This window comes from Aliirhizobium smilacinae, from assembly GCF_006335145.1.
Lineage (GTDB): Bacteria > Pseudomonadota > Alphaproteobacteria > Rhizobiales > Rhizobiaceae > Neorhizobium > Neorhizobium smilacinae.
In genome coordinates, this window is the sequence record NZ_VDMN01000003.1 from 464,904 (window position 1) to 487,409 (window position 22,506).

Genomic DNA, 22,506 nt, shown 5'->3' on the forward strand with positions numbered 1-22,506 from the left:
TTTCGTTACTTCGGCAACAGATCGGGGCTGATCAATGCGCCGTGGTGGCGGATGACGGTGGAGGCGACGGCGGCGCCATGGCTTGCTGCCTCGGCCGGTGTTGCGCCCTGCACGAGACGCGAGAGGAAACCGCCATTAAAACTGTCACCGGCGCTGGTCGTGTCTACGACCTTGTCGACCTTCATTGCGGGCACGTGGACCGTGGGGGATGAACCGAAGGCGAGCGTTACGCCAGCGGGGCCGTTCTTGACCACGACGTTTTCGACGCCGAGCGCCTTGTAACGGGCAATCGTCGCAGCCTCGTCCGTATCACCGAAATAAGCCGCTTCGTCATCGAAGCTCGGCAGCACGAGGTTGGAGGCGCGGGCGCCGTCCTCAATCGTCTTCAGCATGTAAGGCTTGTTGTGCCAGAGGCGCGGGCGGATGTTCGGGTCGAAGACAACGGTCTTGCCGGATGCCTTGGCGCGACGAGCTTCGGCCAGCAGCGTGTCGACTGCTTCCGGCGCCAAGATACCGAGCGTGATGCCTGAGAAATAGATGATCTGCGCACCATCGATCGCCGAGCGCAGATGATCGGCATCATCTGCGAGCTTTTTTGCCGCAGCCGTATCGCGCCAATAGCTGAAGGTGCGTTCGCCGTCCTTCAACGTGATCAGATAAAGGCCGGGCGTCTTGCCCGGAATGCGGCGGATAAGGTCGGTGCCGATGCCGGCGCCTTCCATCATGGCCAACATTTCCATCGACATCGGGTCGTCGCCAACGGCGGTGAAGTAGTCGATCGACCAGTCCGATGGGAAACAGGCGCGGGCGTACCAGGCCGTGTTCAGCGTGTCGCCCGCAAAGCCCTTGCGCAACAGGCCTTCGCCCGCCTGCGACAGTTCCACCATGCATTCGCCGATCGAAAGAAGTCTGCCCGCCAAAATCTCGTCCTCCGGTAAAGTCCTGTTGTCGCATAAGCTTTAAGCCCGTGTCTGACAAGTCCGTGCAGGGGGTGGTTTGCGCGTTGTCTTTTGTCACAGGGGCTCTAGGTTGGGCCCAGGCTAAGGTTGGAACATTTGCATAGAGGAGCATGAGAGCATGGCCACGGAAGTGCAGAACAAGGCCGCTGGAGCAGATGCGGACTGGTGGCGCGGCGCGGTGATCTACCAGATCTATCCGCGATCCTTCCAGGATACGACCGGCGACGGGTTGGGCGATATCAAGGGGATCACCCAGCGCCTGCCGCATGTGGCCTCGCTTGGCGTGGATGCGATCTGGCTGTCGCCCTTCTTCACCTCGCCGATGGCGGACATGGGCTATGACGTTTCCGATTACTGCAATGTCGATCCGATGTTCGGCACGCTTGCCGATTTCGACGAGATGATGGTGGAGGCGCATCGGCTGGGCCTGAAAGTCATCATCGACCAGGTGATTTCCCACACGTCCGACCGGCATCCGTGGTTCATCGAAAGCCGCACCAGCCGCACCAACCCCAAGGCCGACTGGTTCGTCTGGGCCGATCCGAAGCCCGACGGCACCGCGCCGACCAACTGGTTGTCGATTTTCGGCGGGCCGGGCTGGGAATGGGACGGCGTGCGCAAGCAATATTACATGCACAATTTCCTTATCTCGCAGCCGGACCTGAATTTTCACAATCCGGATGTGCAGGATGCGATGCTGGATACGGTAAAGTTCTGGCTGGAGCGCGGCGTCGACGGGTTCCGGCTCGATACGGTGAACTACTATTTCCACGACAAGCAACTGCGTAACAACCCGCCTATGGTCTATGACACAGATGGCGCGGGCATGGAGACGGATACCAATCCGTATTCGATGCAGAACCATCTCTACGACAAGACGCAGCCGGAGAATATCGGCTTTTTGAAGCGGTTCCGGGCGCTGCTCGACAGCTATGACGACCGTGCTTCAGTGGGCGAGGTGGGCGACGGACCGCGGTCGCTCAACACGCTGGCGCTTTATACGACCGGTAATGACAAGCTGCATATGTGCTACACGTTCGACCTTCTGGGGCCGGCGTTTTCGGCAAGCTATATCCGCAAGGTGATGCAGACGGTGCTCGACACTGTGGTCAATGGCTGGGTGTGCTGGGCGTTTTCCAACCACGACGTGGTGCGCCATGTCACCCGCTTCATCGAAGATCCGGCGGAGCAGGATCGCGTGGCAAAACTTTCGGCCTCTCTGATCTCGGTTCTGCGCGGCTCGATCTGCCTTTATCAGGGCGAGGAGCTTGGCCTGACGGAAGCGGAGCTTTCCTTCGAGGATCTGCGCGATCCTTACGGCATCCGTTTCTGGCCGGCTTTCAAGGGGCGTGACGGATGCCGCACTCCGATGGTCTGGGATTCCAAGGCGCCGCATGCGGGCTTTACCGAAGGCGCGACCACCTGGCTGCCTGTGCCGACGGAGCATGCTGCCCGCGCGGTCGACGCGCAGGAGAAGTTGGCAGATTCCGTTCTTGCCCATTACCGAGCAACATTCGCCTTCCGCAAATCGCATCCTGCGCTGGTCGATGGCGACATGACCTTCATCGAGACCAATCAGGATCTGCTGGCATTTGTCCGCGAAAAGGGCGGCGAGAAGCTGCTGTTCGTCTTCAACCTGACGCGGGAGCCGCAGAAGTTCACACTGCCTTCGCGATTCGGCAGCGTGATGCCGGTAGACATGCCGGGGTTTGTCTCGAAGCTGGAGAATGGCGTAGTGGCGCTGGATACCGTGGATGTGTTCTGCGCGCGGGTGTGAGGGGTGTAGGCAAGGTGCCGACTGAGGTCGTCATGCTCGGGCTTGTCCTCCCGAGCATATGCAACGCCTCCGCTTGCTGCTACCTGCTCTAGATCCTTGGGACAAGCCCGAACAGCACGTCCCAGAACGTAGAAAGGCCCGCGATCGCTCGCGGGCCTTTGTCATTCCATCATTCAGGCAAACGCCCGCATCTCAATCGAAATGCAGTTCGCGTTCGCCCTGTTCGTCACGGATGCAGGTCTGTAGGCCGATCTTGTTGAGGATGTTGAGGAACGGGCGCGGGGCCAGTTCTTCGACGTTGGCCATCTTCTTGACGTCCCATTCGCCGGTGGCGACGAGCATCGCTGCTGCGACCGGCGGAACGCCTGCCGTGTAGGAAATGCCCTGGGAGCCGACTTCGTTGAAGGCTTCCTTGTGGTCGGCGACGTTGTAGATGAATACGGTGCGTTCCTTGCCGTCCTTCGTGCCCTTGACGAAGTCACCGATGCAGGTCTTGCCTTCGTATTCCGGCGCCAGCGAAGACGGGTCGGGCAGGCAGGCCTTGACGACCTTGAGCGGCACGACTTCCGAGCCGTCCGCCAGTTTTACAGGCTGTTCGGACAGAAGGCCGATGTTTTTGAGAACGGTGAAGACGTTGATGTAATGGTCGCCAAAACCCATCCAGAAGCGCACATCGGCGCCGTCCATGTTCTTGGCCAGCGAATGCACTTCGTCATGGCCGCAGAGATAGGCGCGACGCGTGCCGACGACCGGCAGGTCGTAGTCCTTGCCGATTTCGAACATCTTGTTGACGTTCCATTCGCCGCCCTGCCACGAGTAAACCACACCCGTGAATTCGCGGAAATTGATTTCCGGGTCGAAGTTCGTGGCAAAGTACTTGCCGTGGCTGCCGGCATTGATGTCGACGATATCGACGTCGGTGACGGTGTCGAGATATTCGTCCTTGGCCAGACGCGCATAGGCGTTGACGACGCCCGGATCAAAACCGGCGCCGAGGATGGCGGTGATGCCTTTTTCCTCGCATTCTGCAGCGCGCTTCCACTCGTAGTTACCGTACCACGGCGGCGTTTCGCAGATCTTGTTCGGCTCTTCGTGGATGGCGGTGTCGATATAGGCGACGCCGGTATCCATGCAGGCGCGCAGCACCGACATGTTCAAGAAAGCAGTGCCGACGTTGATAACGATCTGGCTGCCGGTCTTGGTGATGAGAGCCTTGGTGGCTTCGATGTCCAGCGCGTCGAGCGCGTGGCCTTCGAGTACGCCTGCCTGCTTCATCGCCTTCTTTTCGTGAACCGAGGCGATGATGGCGTCGCATTTCGACTTGGTGCGCGAGGCGATATGGATGTCACCGAGGACATCGTTGTTCTGCGCACACTTGTGGGCAACGACCTGTGCGACGCCGCCGGCGCCGATGATGAGCACGTTCTTTTTCATTCTGGGGACCACTCCTTGCGTCCAATCGTCAGAGAAGTCTTTCCTGTGGGCCTTTGGCCCTGTCTGATCAGGAAAGGCTCTGTTCGTAGTCCGTGTAGTGAAACTCACGGACCGTCCTGAGGCTGCCATCCAGTTCTCGGATGGCGATTGCCGGCATTTTCACGCCGTTAAACCAGTTTTTCTTGACCATCGTGTAGCCGGCAGCATCCTGGAACGAGATGCGGTCGCCGACCTTTACTTCCTGCGGGAAATCGAATTCCCCGAAGATATCGCCGGCAAGGCATGACTTGCCGCAGACCATCGCACGATGGGGTCCCTGGTTGGGGTGAACCTTGGCATTCTCACGATAGATCAGGAGATCCAACATGTGCGCTTCGATGGAACTATCCACCACGACAAGGTTCTTGCCGTTGTAAAGTGTGTCGAGGACGGTGGTTTCCAGCGTCGTCGATTTGGTGATCGAGGCTTCGCCCGGCTCCAGATAGACCTGTACGCCATATTTGCCGGAGAAGCGCTTGAGGCGCTCGGCAAACTGGTCGACCGGGTAATCGTCGCCGGTGAAATGGATGCCGCCGCCGAGCGAGACCCATTCGGCCTTTTTCAGAAGCGGTGCGAACTTTTCTTCGATGTCGCCCAGCATGCGGTCGAACAGGGCAAAATCCCTGTTCTCGCAGTTGTTGTGGATCATGAAGCCGGTGATCATGTCCATGACCGGCTCGACCTGCTTCTGGTCCCATTCGCCGAGGCGCGAGAAGGGGCGGGCCGGGTCGGCGAGATCGAAGCTCGACGACGAGACGCCGGGGTTGAGGCGCAGGCCGCGGGTGATGGCGGAGGACTGGTTTTCGAAACGCTGCAGCTGGCCGATCGAGTTGAAGATGATCTTGTCGGCGTGGGAAACGACCTCGTCGATCTCGTAATCGGCATAGGCGACGGAATAGGCGTGGGTTTCCTTGCCGAAACGCTCGTGGCCGAGGCGGACTTCATTCAGCGACGAGGACGTCGTGCCGTCCATATAGTCGCGCATGAAATCGAAGACGGACCAGGTGGCAAAACATTTCAGCGCCAGCAATGCCTTGGCGCCCGACTTCTCGCGGACAATAGCGATCTTTTCCATGTTCTGGAGCAGCTTCGATTTGTCGATGAGATAGTAGGGTGTCTGCAGCATTTCTGTCGGTCGGCCTTCTTACGGTTGTTCTAAAATGTAAGGGGGCCTATTGCCTGACCCAGATGACATCTTCAAGACCCCAGTGCTTTTTGGGGTAAAGAAAAGCCCCGAAGCAGGGCTTCGGGGCGTATTGTTCTGGATTTCCGTTGCTTATTCGGGGATCAACCGTTCGTATTCTTCCCTCAGTCGCAACCAGCCTTTCCAGAAAGGTTCAGGCTTATAGCCATTGGCCTTGGCAGCTAGGATATCGAGATGCATGTGCCAGCCGGCGCCGACCATGGTCATGTTGCGGCGGTCGGAAATGTGGCTGTGGATGAGGGTCAGCAGCACGTCCGTGCCGATGGGTTTCAGTTCGATCGAGACTTTGCCGCTCGGCGGCCAGGTGAAGACCAGACGGTGCGGCGCCTCGAATGCAACAATCTCGCTTGTCATCCGCTGCTCCTGCGGAAAACCTTCCGGGCGTTCCTCCGGTTGATCCGTCAGTTCGTCGTTGCGCCAGACGAGTTCGAACGTGTCTCCGGGCGTTTCCGGCATCACGCCGGACGCAAGCCATTGGCGGCGCAGGTCGCTGTCGGTCAGATAGTCCCAGATGCGCTCGATGGGGCCGGGCAGTTTTCGCTGGATGGTGATCTCGAAAGGCGCTGTCACTGCACCGTATTTGTTCAACGATATCATGTCGTTCATCGGTCTTCTCCCAGTTTTGATTCAAGCTTTGTCTTCCGCCAGGCTGCCGGCAGTCCTTTCGCCGTTTCCTTGTCGGCCTTGCGGGCATCGGCTTCTGTCAGAAGGCGTTCGAGGGCATCAAGACGGCCGCTCCAGAAGCGTTCGTAGAAGGCGATCCATTCATGGGCGGTCGCAAGCGGGCCTGGATCGAGGTGGCAGAGATGGGTGCGCCCCTGAATCTCACGACGGACGAGACCGGCATTTTCCAGCACCTTGATATGCTTGGAGGCGGCGGCGAGCGACATGGCATAGGGCTCCGCCAGCTGCCCGACCGTCCGCTCACCATCCGCCAGTTCCCGCAGCATCTGGCGACGGGTGGCGTCACTGAGTGCATGGAAAACGGTGTCGATCTGATGTGTATGTAATTCAACCATGTGGTTGAATGTGCGCCTCGCGAGAGCGATTGTCAACCGATTGGTTTATTATGTGCGGCTTATGCTTGGCTCAGTCTATGAGTTTGTCATAGTCCGCATGAGAGCCGATCCAAAACCAGACAAGGTCGTCATCGTCACGAACAGCAAGCGCGCGCCATGATTTCCCGACGCGGACGGACCAGAATTTGCCGAGCGATTTGAGATGAAGAGAAGGATGTCGCGGGTCGCTCTTCAGCAACTCGAAATTCGCATCGGCGAGATCGCGAACATGCTTGGGTAGCCGGTCGTATGTTTCCCAAAAGCCGGCCGTTGCGTGATGGTTCAAAGTTGCCGCGTCCTTCCAGAACGGAAATCGGCGAGTGCGTCTGCAGCCAGTTTGTCGAGCTTTCCGGCCGTACCGTCGGCCTTGATCTGCCGATCCCATCGCGCCGTCTGGAACGCGTCAAACCATTCGGAGAAGGCTTCAAGTTCCTCGCCATTCAATTCCGCCACGGATTTTTCGATCTGTTCTAGTTTGGTCATTCAAAACCCTCTGGAAGGGGCCTTTGGATAGGCGCGGCTTCGATAACGATACGATAGCAGAGATACCATCCTCGTTGAAGGTCAGCCCTTTGTCCTAATTCCCAAACACGACAAGCCGTCATATCGTGGCGCCGGCCGGTGAGCAGGGATAGCCACGTGCCGCATTCACATGACTTCGCATGCATTTTGCCAGATCAACCTGAGGGAAAATCATGAGTGGCAGTTTCATCACCACCGCTGACGGTACGCAGATTTTTTACAAGGACTGGGGGTCGAAGGATGCCCAGCCGATCGTTTTCCATCACGGCTGGCCGCTTTCGGCCGACGACTGGGATGCACAGATGCTGTTTTTCTTGCATGAAGGTTTTCGTGTGATCGCGCATGACCGGCGGGGTCATGGGCGATCCAGCCAGACAGAGACCGGCAACGAGATGGATACCTATGCCGCCGACATGGCGGAGCTGGCGGCGCATCTTGATTTGAGAAATGCAATTCATGTCGGGCACTCGACCGGAGGCGGAGAGGTGACACGGTATGTCGCCAAGTTCGGCCAGCCGCAGGGGCGCGTCGCCAAGGCGGTGCTGATCGGTGCCGTGCCGCCGATCATGGTCAAGAGCGACAAGAACCCCGGCGGCTTGTCGCTCGAAGTGTTTGACGGGTTTCGTGCCGCTCAGGCCGCCAACAGGGCGCAGTTCTTCCTCGATATCCCGACCGGGCCTTTCTACGGTTATAACCGAGCGGGTGCTGAGGTTTCAGAAGGTGTGATCCGCAACTGGTGGCGGCAGGGCATGATGGGCGGGACGAAAGCCCATTACGATTGCATCAAGGCGTTTTCGGAAACCGACTTTACCGAGGACCTGAAGGTGATCGACGTGCCGGTGCTGGTGATGCACGGAACGGACGACCAGATCGTGCCGTTCGCGGATTCGGCACCGCTTTCTTCAAAGCTTCTGAAGAACGGGGTGCTGAAGGTTTATGAAGGCTTGCCGCACGGGATGGCGACGACACATGCGGATTTGATCAATGCCGATCTGCTGGCGTTTTTCAGGGGGTGATGCTGCCTCGGCGGTGGTGCAGCCTCTCACCCTAACCCTCTCCCCGTAATGACGGGGAGAGGGGACTTGCCCCGCTTAGCGGCAGAGAGGGACGAAGACGTCGCGGCTCGTTTCCTTCTCCCTGTGAAACGGGGAGAAGGTGCCGGCAGGCGGATGAGGGGCTATGCGCAGAGCCTGGCCGTCTTTCACCTCAAATCAGCTGGAACTTGTCCACATCCACCATGCCCATATCCGAAATCTTCAGGTGCGGGATCACCGGGAGCGGCAGGAATGCGACCTGCAGGAAGGGCTCTTCCAGAGTCGTTCCAAGGGCATAGGCGTGTTTTCTCAAGTCATGCAGAGTGTCGCGCACCCATTCATAAGGTTCGAGGCTCATCAGGCCGGCGATCGGCAGTGCGATCTCGCCGGTGACCTTGCCGTCTTCCACCACGACGAAGCCGCCCTTGATTTCGCCGAGGCGATTGGCAGCGAGCGCCATGTCGTCTTCCGAGACGCCGACGACGCAGATATTGTGGCTGTCGTGGCCGACGGTGGAGGCGATGGCGCCCTTCTTCAGCCCGAACCCCTGGACGAAGCCGTTGGCGTGGTTGCCGTTCTTGCCGTGGCGCTCGATGACGGCGACCTTGATGATGTCACGGTCGAGATCGACGCCGGCCTGGTTGCCGGCGGCGGGCAGGCGGTAGCGGCGGTGCTCGGTGATGATTTTCCCCGGGATTACTCCGATAACGGGCGTTTCGGCTTCGGAATAGGGAACGCCGAACTGCATGGCTTGGACTGGGCGGGCCTTGACGCTATCGAGGCCGACGGGGGCGACGGGCTTGCGGGTGGCGAAGAGTTCGTCGGTCACCTTGCGGCCGGCGGAAAAGACCATCGAGGCCTTGCAGTTTTCGAGCGTATCGATGACGACGAGATCGGCGCGCCAGCCGGGGGCGACGAGGCCGCGGTCGCGCAGGCCGAAAGCTTTTGCAGCGGAAATCGAGGCAGCGCGGTAGATGGCGAGCGGTTTGACGCCGGCCTTGATCGCGGTGCGGATCATGTAGTCGAGATGGCCTTGTTCGGCGATGTCGAGCGGATTGCGGTCGTCGGTGCAGAGCGCCAGATAGGGTGACAGGCGCTCGGTGATGATCGGCATCAGGGCTTCGAGATCTTTCGAGACCGAGCCTTCGCGGACCAGAACATGCATGCCCTTGCGGATCTTTTCGAGCGCCTCTTCGGCAGTCGTCGACTCGTGCTCGGTGCGGATGCCGGCGGCGAGATAGCCGTTCAGGTCGTTTCCGCGCAGAAGCGGTGCGTGGCCATCGATATGGTCACCGTAAAAGGCGTCGAGTTTTGCCAGGCAGATCGGGTCCTTGTGGATGACGCCCGGGAAGTTCATGAACTCGGCAAGGCCGATGACCTGCGGGTGATCGCGGAAAGGAAGCAGCTTTTCGATCGGCAGGTCGGCGCCTGCGGTTTCCAGATGGGTGGCCGGCACGCAGGAGGAAAGCTGGACGCGGATATCCATGATCGTCTCGAGCGATGAGTCGAGAAAATATTGGATGCCTTCCGTGCCGATGACGTTGGCTATCTCGTGCGGATCGCAGATCACCGTTGTCACGCCATAGGGCAGGACACAGCGGTCGAATTCGTGCGGGGTGACGAGAGAGCTTTCGATATGCAGATGCGTATCGATGAAGCCCGGAACGACGATCTTGCTGGTTATGTCGATCTCCGTCTTGCCCACGTAATCGCCATAGGTTCCGACGATCCGATCGCCGCAGATGGCGATGTCGGAGGCGACAAGGTCACCAGTGACGAGATCGAAGAATTTACCGCCTTTCAGCACGATATCCGCGGGCTCGCGGCCGGTGCCCTGATCGATGAGGGTTTCGAGGCGAGTGGTCATGGGGTGCTCCTGGCATTTTTCGATTCACCCTACTTAGCCCGTCAAAGCGAAAACGGGGAGAGGCGATCAGCAATACCCGCTTTTATGCCGGGTTTGCCCTGACATTGCCGCCGCAGAGGATCGTTGCAACCGTCTTTCCCTTGAGGCTGTCGCCGTTCTCGATCAGGCCTGCAAGGCCGGAAGCGCCTGCTTCCTCGACCACGAGGCCATAATGACGGAGGCAGAATTTTCGCGCCCGCCCGATCGCCTCTTCGCTTACCTGCCAGACTTCATCTATGGTGGTTTTCATGCAATCCAGCGCGTAGGGGACACATTCGCGCACGGCAATGCCGTCTGCTGAGGTATCGGCCGTTTCGGTCGAAACGAGCTGGCCGGTTTCCCAGGAGTGCTTCATCGCCGGTGCGTTGGCCGCGACGACGCCGATGACCTTGCAGCCGGGTGCCCTGGCCTTGATCCAAGTGCCGATACCGGTCAGCAACGCGCCATTGCCGAGCGGCACGATAATCGCATCGAGCGGGATGGCGTCCCGCGACAGGCGTTCGGTGATTTCGAGCGCGATCGTGCCGGCACCTTCGGCGATGGTGCGAAGGGCACCGTCTTCGACGAAAGGGCAGCCGTGAGCGTTCGCATAGGCGCGGGCGGCTGCTTTCGCGGCATCGAAATCATCGCCCTCCAGCCGAACCTCCGCGCCGAGCCTGCGCATCGCTTCCACCTTGCCGGGATTGGCGGTGGTGGCGGAGAAGATGACGACCCTGCGGCCGCGTGCCCGGCCGGCATAAGCGAGGCCCTGGCCGAAATTGCCGGCGGAGGCGGAAACGACGGGGTGGTCGCCCGATGGTTCGTTCTGCATCCACCAGTCTGTGCCGCGGCCCTTGAACGAACGGATCGGGTTGAGCGTCTCCACCTTGGCGAACAGCCGCAAGCCGAGTTCGGCATTGGCGGTCTGCTGTTCGATCAGCGGGCTGCCGGTGAAGACCGGATCGATGTTTTGGGATGCGGCGAGAATGCCGTTAACGGAGGGAGGGTTCTGTGCCTGAGTCATTTCAACAGCATGGCAAGGAAAAGCTGGAGTTATTCCTGAAGATATCGGAGCATGCAGGAATATCTCCCGATATCGGGATTCTGGCGGGAAATTTGCCCATGGCGCTGACGAAGACCGATCGCGACATCCTGAGATTGATGCAGCAGGATGCGACCATCACGCTGACCGAGCTTGCGGAGCGGGTGGGGTTGTCGCCGTCTTCGGTGCAAAGGCGGCTGCAGAAGCTGCGCGAGGACAAGGTGATCCTGCGCGACGTTTCCATCGTCGATCCGAAGAAGGTGGGCGGTGCCGTGTCGATGCTGGTCGAGGTCGAGCTTGAGCGCGACCGGCCGGAGCTTTTGCCGCCCTTTTTGCGCTGGGTCACCGAGACGCCGGAAGTGCAGGAGGCCTGGGGAACGTCGGGGCGAGGGGATTACACGCTGGTGATCCTGGCGCAGTCTGTCGAGCATTTCGATGCGCTTGCCGACCGGATGATGGAGCTCAATCCGAACATCCGCAAGTTCACCACCAGCGTGGTGCTGAAAACGCTCAAGCGCGGGCTGGTCGTGCCGGTGGGATGAAGCTGGAGTGGATCCGGTGTAAGGTTGCTTCTTCGGCTTTCTGTTTCAGCATCGCCGAAATCTTTCGGTTGCTCTCGGAGAAAATAGCCGTGACCCGTAAAACAAAACGGGCGCCCGAAGGCGCCCGCTGCATATCCATTTCGTCCGATTATTCGGCAGCGACGATCTTGCCGGCTTCCCACTTGTAGAGCGAGAAGCTCTGCGAGGTGAGGTCGCCGGTTTCGCCGTAGGTCAGCTGGCCGATGGCGGTCGGGATGGCGGTGCCGTCCTTCAGTGCCGCGGTCACGGCTTCCGCGTCTTCGGCGGTCTTGGCCTTTTCGATGCCGGCCTTGATGACCTGCACGGCGGCATAGGCATTCAGCGTGAACGCTTCGGCCGGGATGTTCTTCGCCTTGAGCGATTCGGCGGCGGCCTTGGAGTCTTCGTTCTTCAACGCATCCGATGCATTGGTGAACAGCGTGCCGGCTGCTGCTTCACTGCCGATCGTCCAGTATTCCGAGTTCGACAGGCCGTCGCCGCCGATGATCTGGGCGTTGAGCGCGAGGTCGCGCAGCTGGCGAGCCATCAGGCCGCCTTCCGGGTGGTAGCCGCCGAAATAGATCACGTCGACCTTTTCCGACTTGAGTCGGGCCGTGAGCGCGCCGAAATCCTTGTCACCGGGAGTGATGGCGTCGTTGACGACTTCGGTCACGCCGCCGGCGTTCAGCGTGGCCTTGAAGGCATCGGCGAGGCCTTTGCCGTAGGCACCCTTGTCGTTGATGATGGCGACGCGCTTGTCCTTCAGCTTTTCAAGAACGTATTTGGCGGCGACTTCGGCCTGCTGGTCGTCGCGACCGCAGGTGCGCAGGACGTTTGCAAGGTCGCGCTTGGTAAGGTCAGGTGCGGTTGCCGTAGGCGTGACCATCAGGATGCCGTTTTCGGACAGGACGTCGGAAACCGGGATGGAAACGCCTGATGTGACCGGGCCGACGACGAAATGGATGCCTTCGCCGACGATCTGGTTGGCGGCGGAAACGCCCTGCTTCGGTTCACCGGCATCGTCGGCCAGTTTCAGCACGACCTTTTCGCCGAGAATGCCGCCGGCCTTGTTAATGTCGTCAACGGCCGTCTGGGCGCCGTTCTTCACCTGATCGCCATAGGCGGCAACGGGGCCGGTCAGGGGCGCAATGAGGCCGATCGTGATATCTGCATGGGCAAGCGGCGCAAAAGCCAGCGTGGCAGCCAATGCTGCCGTGATTGTCTTCAATGTCATGTCCATCTCCTTGGGGTACAGGCCTCCCAACCTGTTTCTTCAGCATGCAGCGGCCTTGCTCCTTCGTCCGTCGACAGTGATCGTCGTGTCGGGCGAGAGATGGGCATCGCAGTCGTCCACGCTACGGCCATGTTTGGCTCGCGACGCGACGCAATTTTTGTAGAAATCTTGGGGCTGTCGCGCAAGAAGATAACCGGGTGCTGCGACATTTCGATGGGGAAGTTTCAAGCCGCAGAGCTCTGCATCGAAGCAGGTCTCGATCAAGCTGATTCGACGTCACCGACGGGGCCGGTCCGGAGGGGGGAATTCAAAGGCTATAAATGACTAACAACGGCCAAGGCCATTCCCCGGGGAATGGCCTTGTTTCAGGCGGCCGCAAGTAAAAGAGCCCGGAATTGCCCGGGCTTCTTTTTAGACCGATCCAAAACTCAGGCTGCTGCAGATGTCTTCCGCTCGGCGCTGATATAGATGTCTTCCAAGCTGTCGAGAATCTTCAAAACCGATTCCGACGAGCTGGAATAATAGATCGTCTGTGCGTCGCGCCGGGTCTTGACGAGCTTCTGTGCGCGAAGTTTGGAGAGATGCTGGGACAGAGCCGATTGGCTCAAACCTACGCGTGTCGCCAGTGCACCCACCGCGACTTCTCCCTTCACCAGGCAGCAGAGAATCATCAGCCGCTTGGGGTTGGCCATTGCCGACAGCAGCCCAGCTGCTGCGTTCGAATGTTCAGAAAGTGCAACCTTGTCCATAAGTTCTCTTCACCTCGTCTCCAAAGTGGCCACGCAATTCACCAGATATTGTTATCCGGTGATGTTAGGCGGCACATGCAGAATTTGTACATCCCCTAAATTTCGGGTAGTTCATGCGACATTTTAGTTTATTTGCAGATATAATGTATGACGTCTTCCGGCAAGTCTAGTCTGTGTTGAAACTCGTGCCGGACGAGTAGATCGCCCGAAACTAGGTCGATCCCAGCGGGATCAACCAATCCGAATCTCCAGTTCTTGTCTCCAAGGCCCAGGCGCTGCGCAAACTTGCCGGCTTCAACGTTTTTTTCGGCCAGTTCGCTCTGCAATTCCAGCCATGTTGATTCGTCCGTGGCGAGCGGAAAGACCAGGTCTTCGCCGCTCAGCGCGTAAGCACGACCAAAGCCGCCATTCAGCGAAGCCTGAACGGGCGCGAGCCGGAAAAACCTGAAATCAGGGAAATCGACGTAAAGCTGTGCCTTGGCATGACGTCGCAGGAAACGGGCGCGAACCCTGTGATGAGTTGCAGCATCGCGGGCAACCGGTTCTGCCTCGCAGAAAACGGTTATGCGGGCATGTGCCAACGGATCACCTTTTCCCGGTTCCCCGGCAAGCAGTGAGCAACGGCAATCATCATTCAGGCCCTTCGTGTGGCCGGAGAGCCCGGAGACGAGCACGACGGGAACGCCGTCGAGATCGATCGCCGTCAGAGCTCTGCTAACGGAAGGAAAACCTGTTGCCGGATCAAGCACTGCGAGCGACATATAGCGCGCTCCACGGATAAGCGTGCGAGCAAGCTCGCGTGCCTCGTCGTCTGTGGTGCGCAATAACTGGGCCTGTTCGGCCATCCGTCACTCTCTGGTTGAATTCCGATTTTGCTTTATTTTTATATCATTTAATTCCGCACTGCAAAAGAGACCTTGCCGCGTCAAGTTTGCGCACCATGTGCTGAAGGTTAAGACTATATCAGCGGTTGTCGCGCAGCCGATGCCGGGTCAGACCGGCCACCACGTCGTCTGCGGTGATGGAGCCCACCACGCTGCCATTGTCGACAATGGCGATAGCGCCGCGCTGGCGCGCAAGTCCATCCATGATGTCAATCAGGGGGGTGTCCGGTGATGCGGATGCCGAGACGGTAACACCGCTCGTTGCCGACGACACGCCCTTGGTCATGATGTCGCCTGCGGTCAGCATGCTTATCGGGTTCATGTGCTGGACGAAATCGGCGACGTAGTCGTCTGCTGGATCACGGACGATCTCCTGCGGTGTGCCGCACTGGATGATTTTCCCGCTTTCCATGATGGCGATACGGTTGCCGATGCGGAATGCTTCGTCGAGATCGTGGCTGACGAAGAGGATGGTCTTTTTCAATCGCCGTTGGAATTCCAGCAATTCGTCCTGCAGCTTGGTGCGGATCAGCGGATCGAGTGCCGAGAAGGGTTCGTCCATCAACAGAATGGGCGCACCGGTGGCGAAGGCACGTGCCAGGCCGACGCGCTGCTGCATACCGCCTGAAAGCTCGCCGACGCGCCGATCCGCCCATTTGCTGAGGCCGACCAGTTCCAGCTGTTCGCCGATGCGCCGTTTGCGTTCCACTTCGGGAACGCCGGCAAGCTCGAGGCCGAAGCCGACGTTTTCCGCCACCGACCGCCAGGGGAGGAGGCCGAACTGCTGAAAGACCATGGAGACGGTGTGCATTCGCAGTTCGCGCAGCGTCCTGGCGTTTGCCTTGTAGGGATCGACCGGGCCTGCGGGTGTGGCGACGCTGACGCTGCCGCGTACGACCGGAGCCAGGCCGTTGACGGCGCGAAGAAGCGTCGACTTGCCCGAGCCGGACAGTCCCATCAGAACGAGGATTTCACCTTCCCGGATCGATAGCGAGGCATTTGAGACGCCGACGACGATGCCAGTCTTGGCGCTGATTTCGTCACGGCTTTTGCCGGTGTCGAGCATCGGCAGGGCGGTGGCGGGTTCGTTGCCGAAGACGATATCGACATTGCTGAATGTGACGCAGTCCCTGGTCGAGGTGTCGGTCATGCCGCATCTCCATTGTCGCTCTTGAACATGCGATCGAGGATGATGGCGAGGATGACGATGCACAGCCCCGCCTCGAAGCCACGGGCGATATTGACGGTGTTGAGCGCCCGCACGACCGGCACGCCGAGACCGTTTGCGCCGACCAGGGCGGAGATGACGACCATCGACAGCGACAGCATGATCGTCTGGGTCAGGCCGGCCATGATCTGCGGCATGGCGTAAGGGAGTTCGACCTTGCGCAGCACCTGTGCAGGTGTGGCACCGAAAGCCACGGCGGCTTCGGTCAGCGCGCCCGGCGTCGAGATTATGCCGAGGCGCGTCAGGCGGATCGGTGCCGGAACCGCGAAGATAACGGTCGCAATCAGGCCCGGAACCATGCCGAGGCCGAAAAGGATGAGGGCGGGGATCAGATAAACGAAGGTCGGGATCGTCTGCATCAGGTCGAGGACCGGACGCATGCCTTCATAGATCCACTGGCGTCTTGCTGCCGCAATGCCGAGCGGTATGCCGATCGTCATGCTGACCACGGTTGCGGCGAGCACGAGCGCGAGCGTCTCGGTCGTCTCTTTCCAATAACCCTGATTATAGATCAGCAGAAGTCCGAGACAGGTGAAAGCCGTGACGCCGAGCGAACGGCGAAGGCCATAGGCCAGTGCGGTGAAAATTGCGATGAGGAGAAGCGGGTGCGGATATTGCAGCACTGCCAGCAACGCGTCGATCACCTTCGACAGGACATGGGACAGCCAGTCGAAAAACCAGCTCGCATTTGTCGTCAGCCAGTCGACGGCATTTTTCGCCCAGTTGCCGAGGCGCAGCTTTCCGCTCGAATCGACGAGCCAATCGGGTAGCCAGTTCACGTCCGGTACCACCTCAAAATATTAAACGGGAAGGGCGAAAGGGCCGGAAACCCGGCCCTTGTTGTTGAGCTCAGAGGCCGAGTTCGGACTTTACGGCCTCAAGGCCCGGCTTGCCGTCCTTGGTGGTGACGCCCGCCAGCCATGGTTCGATCGCGGCACCATTGGCCTTCAGCCAGCCGGTCGCTGCGACTTCCGGGTCTTCGCCGTCATTCAGGATGCCACCCATGATCTGGTTTTCCATCGGCAGCGTGAACTTGAGGTTCTTGATGAAGGTGCCGACATTGGAACATTCCTCGGTGAAGCCGGCGCGAACATTGGTGTAAACTTCGGCACCACCGAAATTCGGGCCGAAGACATCGTCTCCGCCGGTTAGATAGGTCAGCTTGAAATTGGCGTTCATCGGATGCGGTTCCCAGCCGAGGAAGACCACAGGTTCGCCGGCCTTGTCGGCGCGGGCGACTTGGGCGAGCATGCCCTGTTCGGAGGATTCGACCACTTCCAGCTTTTTCATGCCGAACGTGTCTTTCTCGATCAGATTGAGAATCAACCGGTTGCCGTCATTGCCGGGTTCGATGCCGTAGATCTTGCCGCCAATCGCATCGGCGTGAGCGGCGATGTCCTTGAAATCCTTGATGCCGAGTTCGGCGCCCTTGGCATTGGTGGCGAGCGTGTATTTCGCGCCGACCAGATTGGGTCCGAAGGATTCAACCGATTTTTCCGTCAGGAATGGCCGGACATCGGCTTCCTGGGTGGGCATCCAGTTGCCGAGGAAGACGTCGATGTCCTTGTTCTTCAGCGACGAATAGGTCACCGGCACGGACAGAACCTTGATGTCTGTCTGATAACCGAGCGCCTTCAGGATTACCGAGGCCGTGGCCGTGGTGGCGGTGATGTCGGTCCAGCCGACATCGGACAGGCGTACGGTGCCACAGGCGGCCGGCTCGGCGGCAGATGCATTGGCGGTGAAACCGGCAACGGATGCCGAGAAGGCGACGGTGAAGGCCAGCGATTTATGGATGCGCATGATTTGCTCCCGTTCTTATTTGTTCCTGGCCATTATCAATATCTTCCTACAGCAAGCAAGCGTGCGCGTTTACGCCGCAGGACCAAGGCCATTTGCGACATCCGCGCGATATCGGCAAAATTGTCACCATGGCGCGCTTGCTAAGCCCGATGTCCTGGTTGTGACTTGATCTAACTCATATCAAGGGAGATAGAAGCTCAACGTTCTCTGCTCAATCCCGGAAACAACCTTGATGCCCACTTCATTTTCCCTGTCGCGGCGAAGCTTCGTGCTTGGTTCGGTCTCCATGACGGCGGCACTTGCCGGCTGTTCCACGACCTCCCAGCCTTCTGTCATTCCTGCCGTGGCACAGCGTCCCGTCGGCCCGCCGAGCGAGGCCGAATTGCAGGCGCGGTATGCCGCGATGGAAGATGGCGGTCATCAGCTTCCGGCCATACCATACCAGCAGATCGACCCGAAATATTACCGCCAGCGGGTTATCGATCCGACAGGCGAGAAGCCGAACACGATCGTCGTCGATACGCCGAACCGCTTCCTTTATGTCGTCGAGCCGGGTGGTACGGCGATGCGCTATGGCGTGAGCATCGGCCGGGACGGTTTTGCCTGGGAAGGTGAGGGCGTGATCCAGTGGCGGCAGCCCTGGCCGCGGTGGAAGGTGCCGGACGAAATGGTCGCCCGCCAACCGTCGCTGGCGCGCTTTTCGGTCAAGGCCGGCGGAATGGAGCCGGGGATCAAGAACCCGCTCGGCGCCCGTGCGCTTTACATCTTCAAGGATGGCCAGGACACGCTCTATCGTCTCCACGGCTCGCCGGAATGGAAGTCGATCGGAACCGCTGCCTCATCCGGCTGCGTGCGCTTCGTCAATCAGGACATTCTCGACCTTTATACACGCGTTCCCTACCATGCGCGCATCGTCGTGCATCAGGGATCTTTGGGGACTACTTCCAGCGTCTGACGCGGACTGCTGCCAGAAATATCCCGCTTCGGAGATCGACATGTCGAAAGACGTGTCGGAATTCGCTCGCAGCGCTCGTCCTTAGAGTGATGGGAGGGCATTGTGCCATCCCATCATCCCTGGAGGAGGGCATAATGGCACGCTATCTGGTTTCCATTCATCATCCCGACGATTACGATCCTTTCGCCGTTGAAGACGAGGCGATGTCGCGCGATATCGACATTTTGAACGAGGCGATGATCGCTGCGGGCGTCAGGCTTTTCGTCGGGGGGCTCAATCCGGCACGAGAGGCGAAGTCGATCAGTGTGCTGCCTGGCGGCGAGGTGCAAGTTGACGACGGGCCATATCTGAAAACCGGCGAGCATCTAGGCGGTTTCTGGGTGCTGGAAGCGGCCGATATGGGAGAGGCGGTCGACTGGGGCCGCAGGGCCGCCGTCGCCTGCCGGGCACCGGTGGAAGTCCGGCAGTTTCATTGACCGATGCGTCAATTTTCATTTTTTGACGTATGCTGGATCCGCGTTGCAATGCCGTCCTGATAGATCCGGTGCATGGTTTCGGCCACAGCCTGTTCCACAGGCTTCTGGAAGAAAATTTGCGGATGGGCCGCCATGGCGTGGAATGTCTGCTCGACGAGTTCGTCCTTATCTGGCCCTGAAAGAAAGTATCGCGCGGCGTAACGGCTCAGTAGCGACCTCAATACCCTTTTGTCGCTTTCCGATAGGGTGCGGGAAGAAGACCTGGACATGGTTTTGCTCCATTCTCACCAAAAGCGCGATGCTTCCATGCAGAAGCGCTTCCGAGTAGAAAGGTCGAATGTTCTCTGGATTAAAGCTAGTGGCGGCTTTTATCGAACTGCTTTCGCGCCTCTGACGCTGCGGCTTCGAATGCAATACGCGCTTCGTCTACGGTTTTGTGACCGGCAAGCGCGCCGCGGCATGCGCTACGGGCTTTTACGAAGGTCAATCCCTGCCCGGCCGGCCAGTTCTCGGTCAAATACGTAAGGGCCTCGAAAGGGCCTAAAACTTGATGCGAGCCGGTGGCAGGCAAGGATATTTCTACCGGCTTGTTCCAACGCGAATTCGGACCAGACACTTTAATTCCTCCCTCAATAATAATGCGCGCGACTAACGCAAAACCGCGCCCAATGTTCCGTTGTCAGCGGAAATTTTGGGCATTTGATTTATTTTTCGGCGGTGAGCATTGAGACTTGCCCTTGGCGTCCCGCGCGCATGGATAGATGAAAGACGCTGCTTATGAACTGTTTTGTCGCGATTTCCGGATGTTCCGGAGGAGGGAAATCCACGCTTTTGGCAGAGCTCGCGGCTCGCGGCTTTTCGGTCGTCGAGGAGCCCGGCAGGCGTATCGTCAAGCAGGAGCTGGAAGGAGAGGGCGCATCATTGCCTTGGGTGGACCTCGCAGCCTTTGCGCGGCGGGCAATCGGGACGTCGATTGCGGATCGCGCAGAGGCTGCGGCAAATCGTGGCTGGACGTTCTTCGATCGCGGATTGATCGACGCAGCCATCGCGCTGGAACACGCCACCGGAGAGCTGGTCACTCGACGTTTAAACGCGATCCATCCGTATCATTCGACGGTTTTCATGACGCCGCCGTGGCCGGATATCTATGAAGGCGATCCCGAGCGACGCCATTCCTTCAGTGACGCCATTGCAGAGTATGAACGGCTTTCCGTCATCTATCCGGTACTCGGTTATGAGGTCGTGCTCTTACCGAAAGTTTCCGTTGCCGAGCGGGCCGACTTCGTCCTGAGCATTCTTGGCTGACCCAAGGCGTTATTTCTTCTTAGGTTTGAAATCGATGATGAGCGATTTGAGTTCTATTTCGCGGACGCGGTGGGCGGCTTCGCCTGGTGAAAGCCATGCGATCTCACGCTGGCCCCGCTCCTTGTAGTTCTTCCCGATTTCCAGCGCCTCGACCTGAAAGACATCGACGACGCAGGGGGCGACATCGCCGTTGTCCAGCCATTTGAGATAGGTGTAACGGCCGATCGGCTTCTTTCTCGCGCGGCCGCGGATGCCGGCCTCCTGCCAGGCTTCGATCTCGGCCGCCTGATGCGGTTCCTTCTTCTTCATCGGCCAGCCCTTGGGGATGACCCAGCGACCGCTTTCCCTCGAGGTAATGACGAGGATCTCGATGGCGTCACTATCGGCAATCCTGCGGAAGCATAAAGCGCCGTATTGTTGGCGAAACTCGCCGCTGAAAAGCTTCTCCGGCATCTGCGCAAGCTGTTGCAACAGCGTCCGTGGCTTCGGTCGCTGCTGGGCACTTGGGGATTTCGGAGATTTCTTGACAGGTTTCATACTCGTCTAAATGCCGATTTTTGCGGTTGATTCCAGCCGTCCGATGGCTTTTATGACAGTTTTGTGACGGCCCTGATGTCGGTGCCGCGTCAGGGATTAGTGTCATGATGAGTATTTTCCGGAAGTTGATGCCGCGCGAAGACAAGTTCTTCGACATGTTTTCCGAGCATTCACGAACCGTCGTGGAAGCCGCCGAGGCCCTGCGCGACCTTCTCAACGGCAAAGACGTAGAGGTGAATTGCGAGCGCATCGTGACACTCGAAGACCGGGCGGACGACATTACCCGTGAGGTGCTGCTTGCCGTCCGGCGCAGCTTCATCACGCCTTTCGACCGCGGCGACATCAAGGACCTGATTCAGTCAATGGATGACGCGATCGACATGATGCACAAGACGGTGAAGACCATTCGGCTGTTCGAGCAAACGGATTTCGATCCGCTGATGCAGCAGATGGGTGAAGAGGTCGTCAAGGCGGCGCATCTCGTCGCCGAAGCGATCCCGCTGCTCGACAAGCTCGGCGCTAATGCGCAGCGTCTCAGCGCGATTGCAGAAGAGGTGATGCGTGTCGAAGGCCGGTCCGACGACCTGCATGATCAGGGGCTCAAGGATCTTTTCCTGCGTCACGGCGCCTCCGGCAATGCCATGGCGTATATGATCGGCAGCGAGATCTACGGTGAACTGGAAAAGGTCGTCGACCGCTTCGAGGACGTTGCCAATGAAATCAGCGGCATCGTGATCGAGAACGTCTGATGGATGCGACACTCGCCTTTCCGCTGCTGATCGCCCTGGTCGGCATTGCGCTGTTCTTCGATTTTCTCAACGGCTTGCATGATGCGGCAAATTCGATCGCGACGATCGTCTCGACCCGTGTGCTTAAGCCGCAATATGCGGTGGCATGGGCCGCCTTCTTTAACTTCATCGCGTTCATGTTCTTCGGCCTGCATGTGGCGGAAACGCTCGGTACGGGGATCATCGATCCGGGCATCGTCTCGCCCGCGGTGATTTTCGCCGCGCTGATGGGGGCGATCATCTGGAATATCGTTACCTGGGTTTTCGGCATTCCATCCAGTTCCTCGCATGCGCTGGTCGGTGGATTGATTGGCGCGGGGCTTGCCAAGGTCGGCATTTCCTCGATCGTCTGGGGCGGCTTTCTCAAGACCGCGGGGGCGATCTTCATGTCGCCGGCGATCGGGTTCTTTCTGGCGCTTGTGCTGGTGCTTGCCGTCTCATGGATCTTCGTGCGCCAGACGCCGTTTGCGGTGGACCGGACGTTTCGGATCATGCAGTTCGTTTCCGCCTCGCTTTACTCGCTGGGGCATGGCGGCAATGACGCGCAGAAGACGATGGGCATCATCGCCGTGCTTCTGTTCAGCCAGGGTTATCTCGGTTCGGATTTCTACGTGCCCTTCTGGGTGGTGATTTCCTGCCAGTCGGCCATGGCGCTCGGCACCCTGTTCGGCGGCTGGAGGATCGTCCATACGATGGGATCGAAGATCACGCGGCTGAACCCGATGCAGGGTTTTTGCGCCGAGACCGGCGGAGCGCTGACGCTGTTCGGCGCGACATGGCTCGGCATCCCGGTTTCGACCACCCATACGATCACCGGTGCGATCATCGGGGTCGGCGCCGCGCGGCGTGTCTCGGCGGTGCGCTGGGGGCTTGCGGGCAATATCGTCATCGCCTGGATCGTGACCATGCCGGCTGCGGCTCTGATCTCTTATCTGACCTATCGCATCGTCTCGCTGTTCGGTTGAGGCGGTGCGACGGTTCGCAAATAACTGTGGTTATCTGCAGCCGTGTCTTTCCCTCGTGGCTGGGGAAT

26 protein-coding genes are annotated in these 22,506 nt (G+C 59.2%); 8 read left to right on the plus strand and 18 right to left on the minus strand.

The genetic code is table 11. The features are described 5' to 3' along the window. Positions 1-5 precede the first annotated feature (5 nt). Positions 6-920, minus strand: coding sequence for a sugar kinase (locus tag FHP24_RS16995; protein WP_139677406.1), 915 nt, complete (start codon positions 918-920; stop codon positions 6-8). 157 nt (positions 921-1,077) lie between these two features. Between FHP24_RS16995 and bglA the strand changes: the two genes are divergently transcribed. Further along, on the plus strand, positions 1,078-2,736 hold the full coding sequence (gene bglA / locus FHP24_RS17000) for a beta-galactosidase BglA (protein WP_139677407.1): 1,659 nt from the start codon (positions 1,078-1,080) through the stop codon (positions 2,734-2,736). A 192-nt stretch (positions 2,737-2,928) separates the two neighbouring features. Here bglA and FHP24_RS17005 read toward each other — a convergent pair whose 3' ends face one another. From FHP24_RS17005 to FHP24_RS17030, 6 genes are all read right to left on the minus strand, one after another. Further along, positions 2,929-4,170 carry a saccharopine dehydrogenase family protein gene (locus tag FHP24_RS17005; RefSeq protein WP_139677408.1) on the minus strand — a complete coding sequence of 414 codons (1,242 nt, stop codon included), beginning with the start codon at positions 4,168-4,170 and terminating at the stop codon, positions 2,929-2,931. 67 nt (positions 4,171-4,237) lie between these two features. Beyond that, the gene (locus FHP24_RS17010; protein WP_139677409.1) at positions 4,238-5,335 is read right to left on the minus strand and encodes a carboxynorspermidine decarboxylase; all 1,098 of its coding nucleotides are present in this window, start codon (positions 5,333-5,335) and stop codon (positions 4,238-4,240) included. Positions 5,336-5,485: 150 nt separating this feature from the next. Further along, a complete protein-coding gene (locus tag FHP24_RS17015; RefSeq protein WP_139677410.1) occupies positions 5,486-6,019 on the minus strand; it encodes an SRPBCC family protein in 534 nt (177 codons plus the stop codon). Further along, positions 6,016-6,432 carry an ArsR/SmtB family transcription factor gene (locus FHP24_RS17020; RefSeq protein ID WP_139677411.1) on the minus strand — a complete coding sequence of 139 codons (417 nt, stop codon included), beginning with the start codon at positions 6,430-6,432 and terminating at the stop codon, positions 6,016-6,018. The genes FHP24_RS17015 and FHP24_RS17020 overlap by 4 nt, the downstream gene beginning before the upstream one ends. A gap of 70 nt (positions 6,433-6,502) precedes the next feature. Further along, the gene (locus tag FHP24_RS17025) at positions 6,503-6,757 is read right to left on the minus strand and encodes a type II toxin-antitoxin system RelE family toxin (RefSeq protein ID WP_139677412.1); all 255 of its coding nucleotides are present in this window, start codon (positions 6,755-6,757) and stop codon (positions 6,503-6,505) included. After that, complete coding sequence (locus FHP24_RS17030) at positions 6,754-6,954, minus strand: hypothetical protein (protein ID WP_139677413.1); 201 nt, start codon at positions 6,952-6,954, stop codon at positions 6,754-6,756. Before FHP24_RS17030 ends, FHP24_RS17025 begins: the two co-directional genes overlap by 4 nt. Before the next feature lie 212 nt (positions 6,955-7,166). Here FHP24_RS17030 and FHP24_RS17035 point away from each other — a divergent pair, with 212 nt between their 5' ends. Next, positions 7,167-8,009, plus strand: coding sequence for an alpha/beta fold hydrolase (locus FHP24_RS17035; RefSeq protein WP_139677414.1), 843 nt, complete (start codon positions 7,167-7,169; stop codon positions 8,007-8,009). A 190-nt stretch (positions 8,010-8,199) separates the two neighbouring features. On the opposite strand, the gene ade is transcribed toward FHP24_RS17035, so the two are convergent. Together ade and FHP24_RS17045 are read right to left on the minus strand one after the other, a co-directional pair. After that, on the minus strand, positions 8,200-9,894 hold the full coding sequence (gene ade / locus FHP24_RS17040; protein WP_139677415.1) for an adenine deaminase: 1,695 nt from the start codon (positions 9,892-9,894) through the stop codon (positions 8,200-8,202). An 82-nt stretch (positions 9,895-9,976) separates the two neighbouring features. Next, complete coding sequence (locus FHP24_RS17045) at positions 9,977-10,936, minus strand: threonine ammonia-lyase (RefSeq protein WP_139677416.1); 960 nt, start codon at positions 10,934-10,936, stop codon at positions 9,977-9,979. Positions 10,937-11,034: 98 nt separating this feature from the next. On the opposite strand from FHP24_RS17045, the gene FHP24_RS17050 reads away from it, so the two are divergent. Then, on the plus strand, positions 11,035-11,496 hold the full coding sequence (locus tag FHP24_RS17050) for an Lrp/AsnC family transcriptional regulator (protein ID WP_139677417.1): 462 nt from the start codon (positions 11,035-11,037) through the stop codon (positions 11,494-11,496). Between the two features lie 148 nt (positions 11,497-11,644). Here the strand turns inward: FHP24_RS17050 and FHP24_RS17055 are convergent, their stop codons facing one another. From FHP24_RS17055 to FHP24_RS17080, 6 genes are all read right to left on the minus strand, one after another. Beyond that, positions 11,645-12,748, minus strand: coding sequence for a branched-chain amino acid ABC transporter substrate-binding protein (locus tag FHP24_RS17055; protein ID WP_139677418.1), 1,104 nt, complete (start codon positions 12,746-12,748; stop codon positions 11,645-11,647). Positions 12,749-13,176: 428 nt separating this feature from the next. Continuing rightward, positions 13,177-13,497, minus strand: a complete 321-nt coding sequence (locus FHP24_RS17060) for an ArsR/SmtB family transcription factor (protein WP_139677419.1) — start codon at positions 13,495-13,497, stop codon at positions 13,177-13,179. A gap of 128 nt (positions 13,498-13,625) precedes the next feature. Further along, positions 13,626-14,342 carry a HugZ family pyridoxamine 5'-phosphate oxidase gene (locus FHP24_RS17065; RefSeq protein ID WP_139677420.1) on the minus strand — a complete coding sequence of 239 codons (717 nt, stop codon included), beginning with the start codon at positions 14,340-14,342 and terminating at the stop codon, positions 13,626-13,628. 118 nt (positions 14,343-14,460) lie between these two features. Beyond that, positions 14,461-15,531, minus strand: coding sequence for a choline ABC transporter ATP-binding protein (choV, locus tag FHP24_RS17070; RefSeq protein WP_139677421.1), 1,071 nt, complete (start codon positions 15,529-15,531; stop codon positions 14,461-14,463). Continuing rightward, positions 15,528-16,388 carry a choline ABC transporter permease subunit gene (gene choW, locus FHP24_RS17075; RefSeq protein WP_139677422.1) on the minus strand — a complete coding sequence of 287 codons (861 nt, stop codon included), beginning with the start codon at positions 16,386-16,388 and terminating at the stop codon, positions 15,528-15,530. Before choW ends, choV begins: the two co-directional genes overlap by 4 nt. 70 nt (positions 16,389-16,458) lie before the next feature. After that, positions 16,459-17,412 carry a choline ABC transporter substrate-binding protein gene (locus tag FHP24_RS17080; protein WP_139677423.1) on the minus strand — a complete coding sequence of 318 codons (954 nt, stop codon included), beginning with the start codon at positions 17,410-17,412 and terminating at the stop codon, positions 16,459-16,461. A 232-nt stretch (positions 17,413-17,644) separates the two neighbouring features. On the opposite strand from FHP24_RS17080, the gene FHP24_RS17085 reads away from it, so the two are divergent. Then, a complete protein-coding gene (locus tag FHP24_RS17085) occupies positions 17,645-18,367 on the plus strand; it encodes a L,D-transpeptidase (protein WP_139677424.1) in 723 nt (240 codons plus the stop codon). Between the two features lie 134 nt (positions 18,368-18,501). After that, complete coding sequence (locus tag FHP24_RS17090) at positions 18,502-18,843, plus strand: YciI family protein (RefSeq protein WP_139677425.1); 342 nt, start codon at positions 18,502-18,504, stop codon at positions 18,841-18,843. Positions 18,844-18,851: 8 nt separating this feature from the next. Here FHP24_RS17090 and FHP24_RS17095 read toward each other — a convergent pair whose 3' ends face one another. Both FHP24_RS17095 and FHP24_RS17100 read right to left on the minus strand, forming a co-directional pair. Next, the gene (locus tag FHP24_RS17095; protein ID WP_139677426.1) at positions 18,852-19,112 is read right to left on the minus strand and encodes a hypothetical protein; all 261 of its coding nucleotides are present in this window, start codon (positions 19,110-19,112) and stop codon (positions 18,852-18,854) included. 86 nt (positions 19,113-19,198) lie between these two features. Beyond that, on the minus strand, positions 19,199-19,459 hold the full coding sequence (locus FHP24_RS17100; protein ID WP_139677427.1) for a DUF982 domain-containing protein: 261 nt from the start codon (positions 19,457-19,459) through the stop codon (positions 19,199-19,201). Positions 19,460-19,620: 161 nt separating this feature from the next. On the opposite strand from FHP24_RS17100, the gene FHP24_RS17105 reads away from it, so the two are divergent. Beyond that, on the plus strand, positions 19,621-20,148 hold the full coding sequence (locus FHP24_RS17105) for an AAA family ATPase (protein ID WP_139677428.1): 528 nt from the start codon (positions 19,621-19,623) through the stop codon (positions 20,146-20,148). A 9-nt stretch (positions 20,149-20,157) separates the two neighbouring features. On the opposite strand, the gene FHP24_RS17110 is transcribed toward FHP24_RS17105, so the two are convergent. Further along, positions 20,158-20,685, minus strand: a complete 528-nt coding sequence (locus FHP24_RS17110) for an NUDIX hydrolase (protein ID WP_139677429.1) — start codon at positions 20,683-20,685, stop codon at positions 20,158-20,160. A gap of 104 nt (positions 20,686-20,789) precedes the next feature. On the opposite strand from FHP24_RS17110, the gene FHP24_RS17115 reads away from it, so the two are divergent. Then, positions 20,790-21,434: a DUF47 domain-containing protein gene (locus FHP24_RS17115; RefSeq protein ID WP_139677430.1), complete on the plus strand. Its 645-nt coding sequence runs from the start codon at positions 20,790-20,792 to the stop codon at positions 21,432-21,434. Beyond that, positions 21,434-22,438 (plus strand): inorganic phosphate transporter, encoded by a 1,005-nt coding sequence (locus FHP24_RS17120; RefSeq protein ID WP_139677431.1) that lies wholly within the window; start codon positions 21,434-21,436, stop codon positions 22,436-22,438. Before FHP24_RS17115 ends, FHP24_RS17120 begins: the two co-directional genes overlap by 1 nt. Positions 22,439-22,506 lie beyond the last annotated feature (68 nt).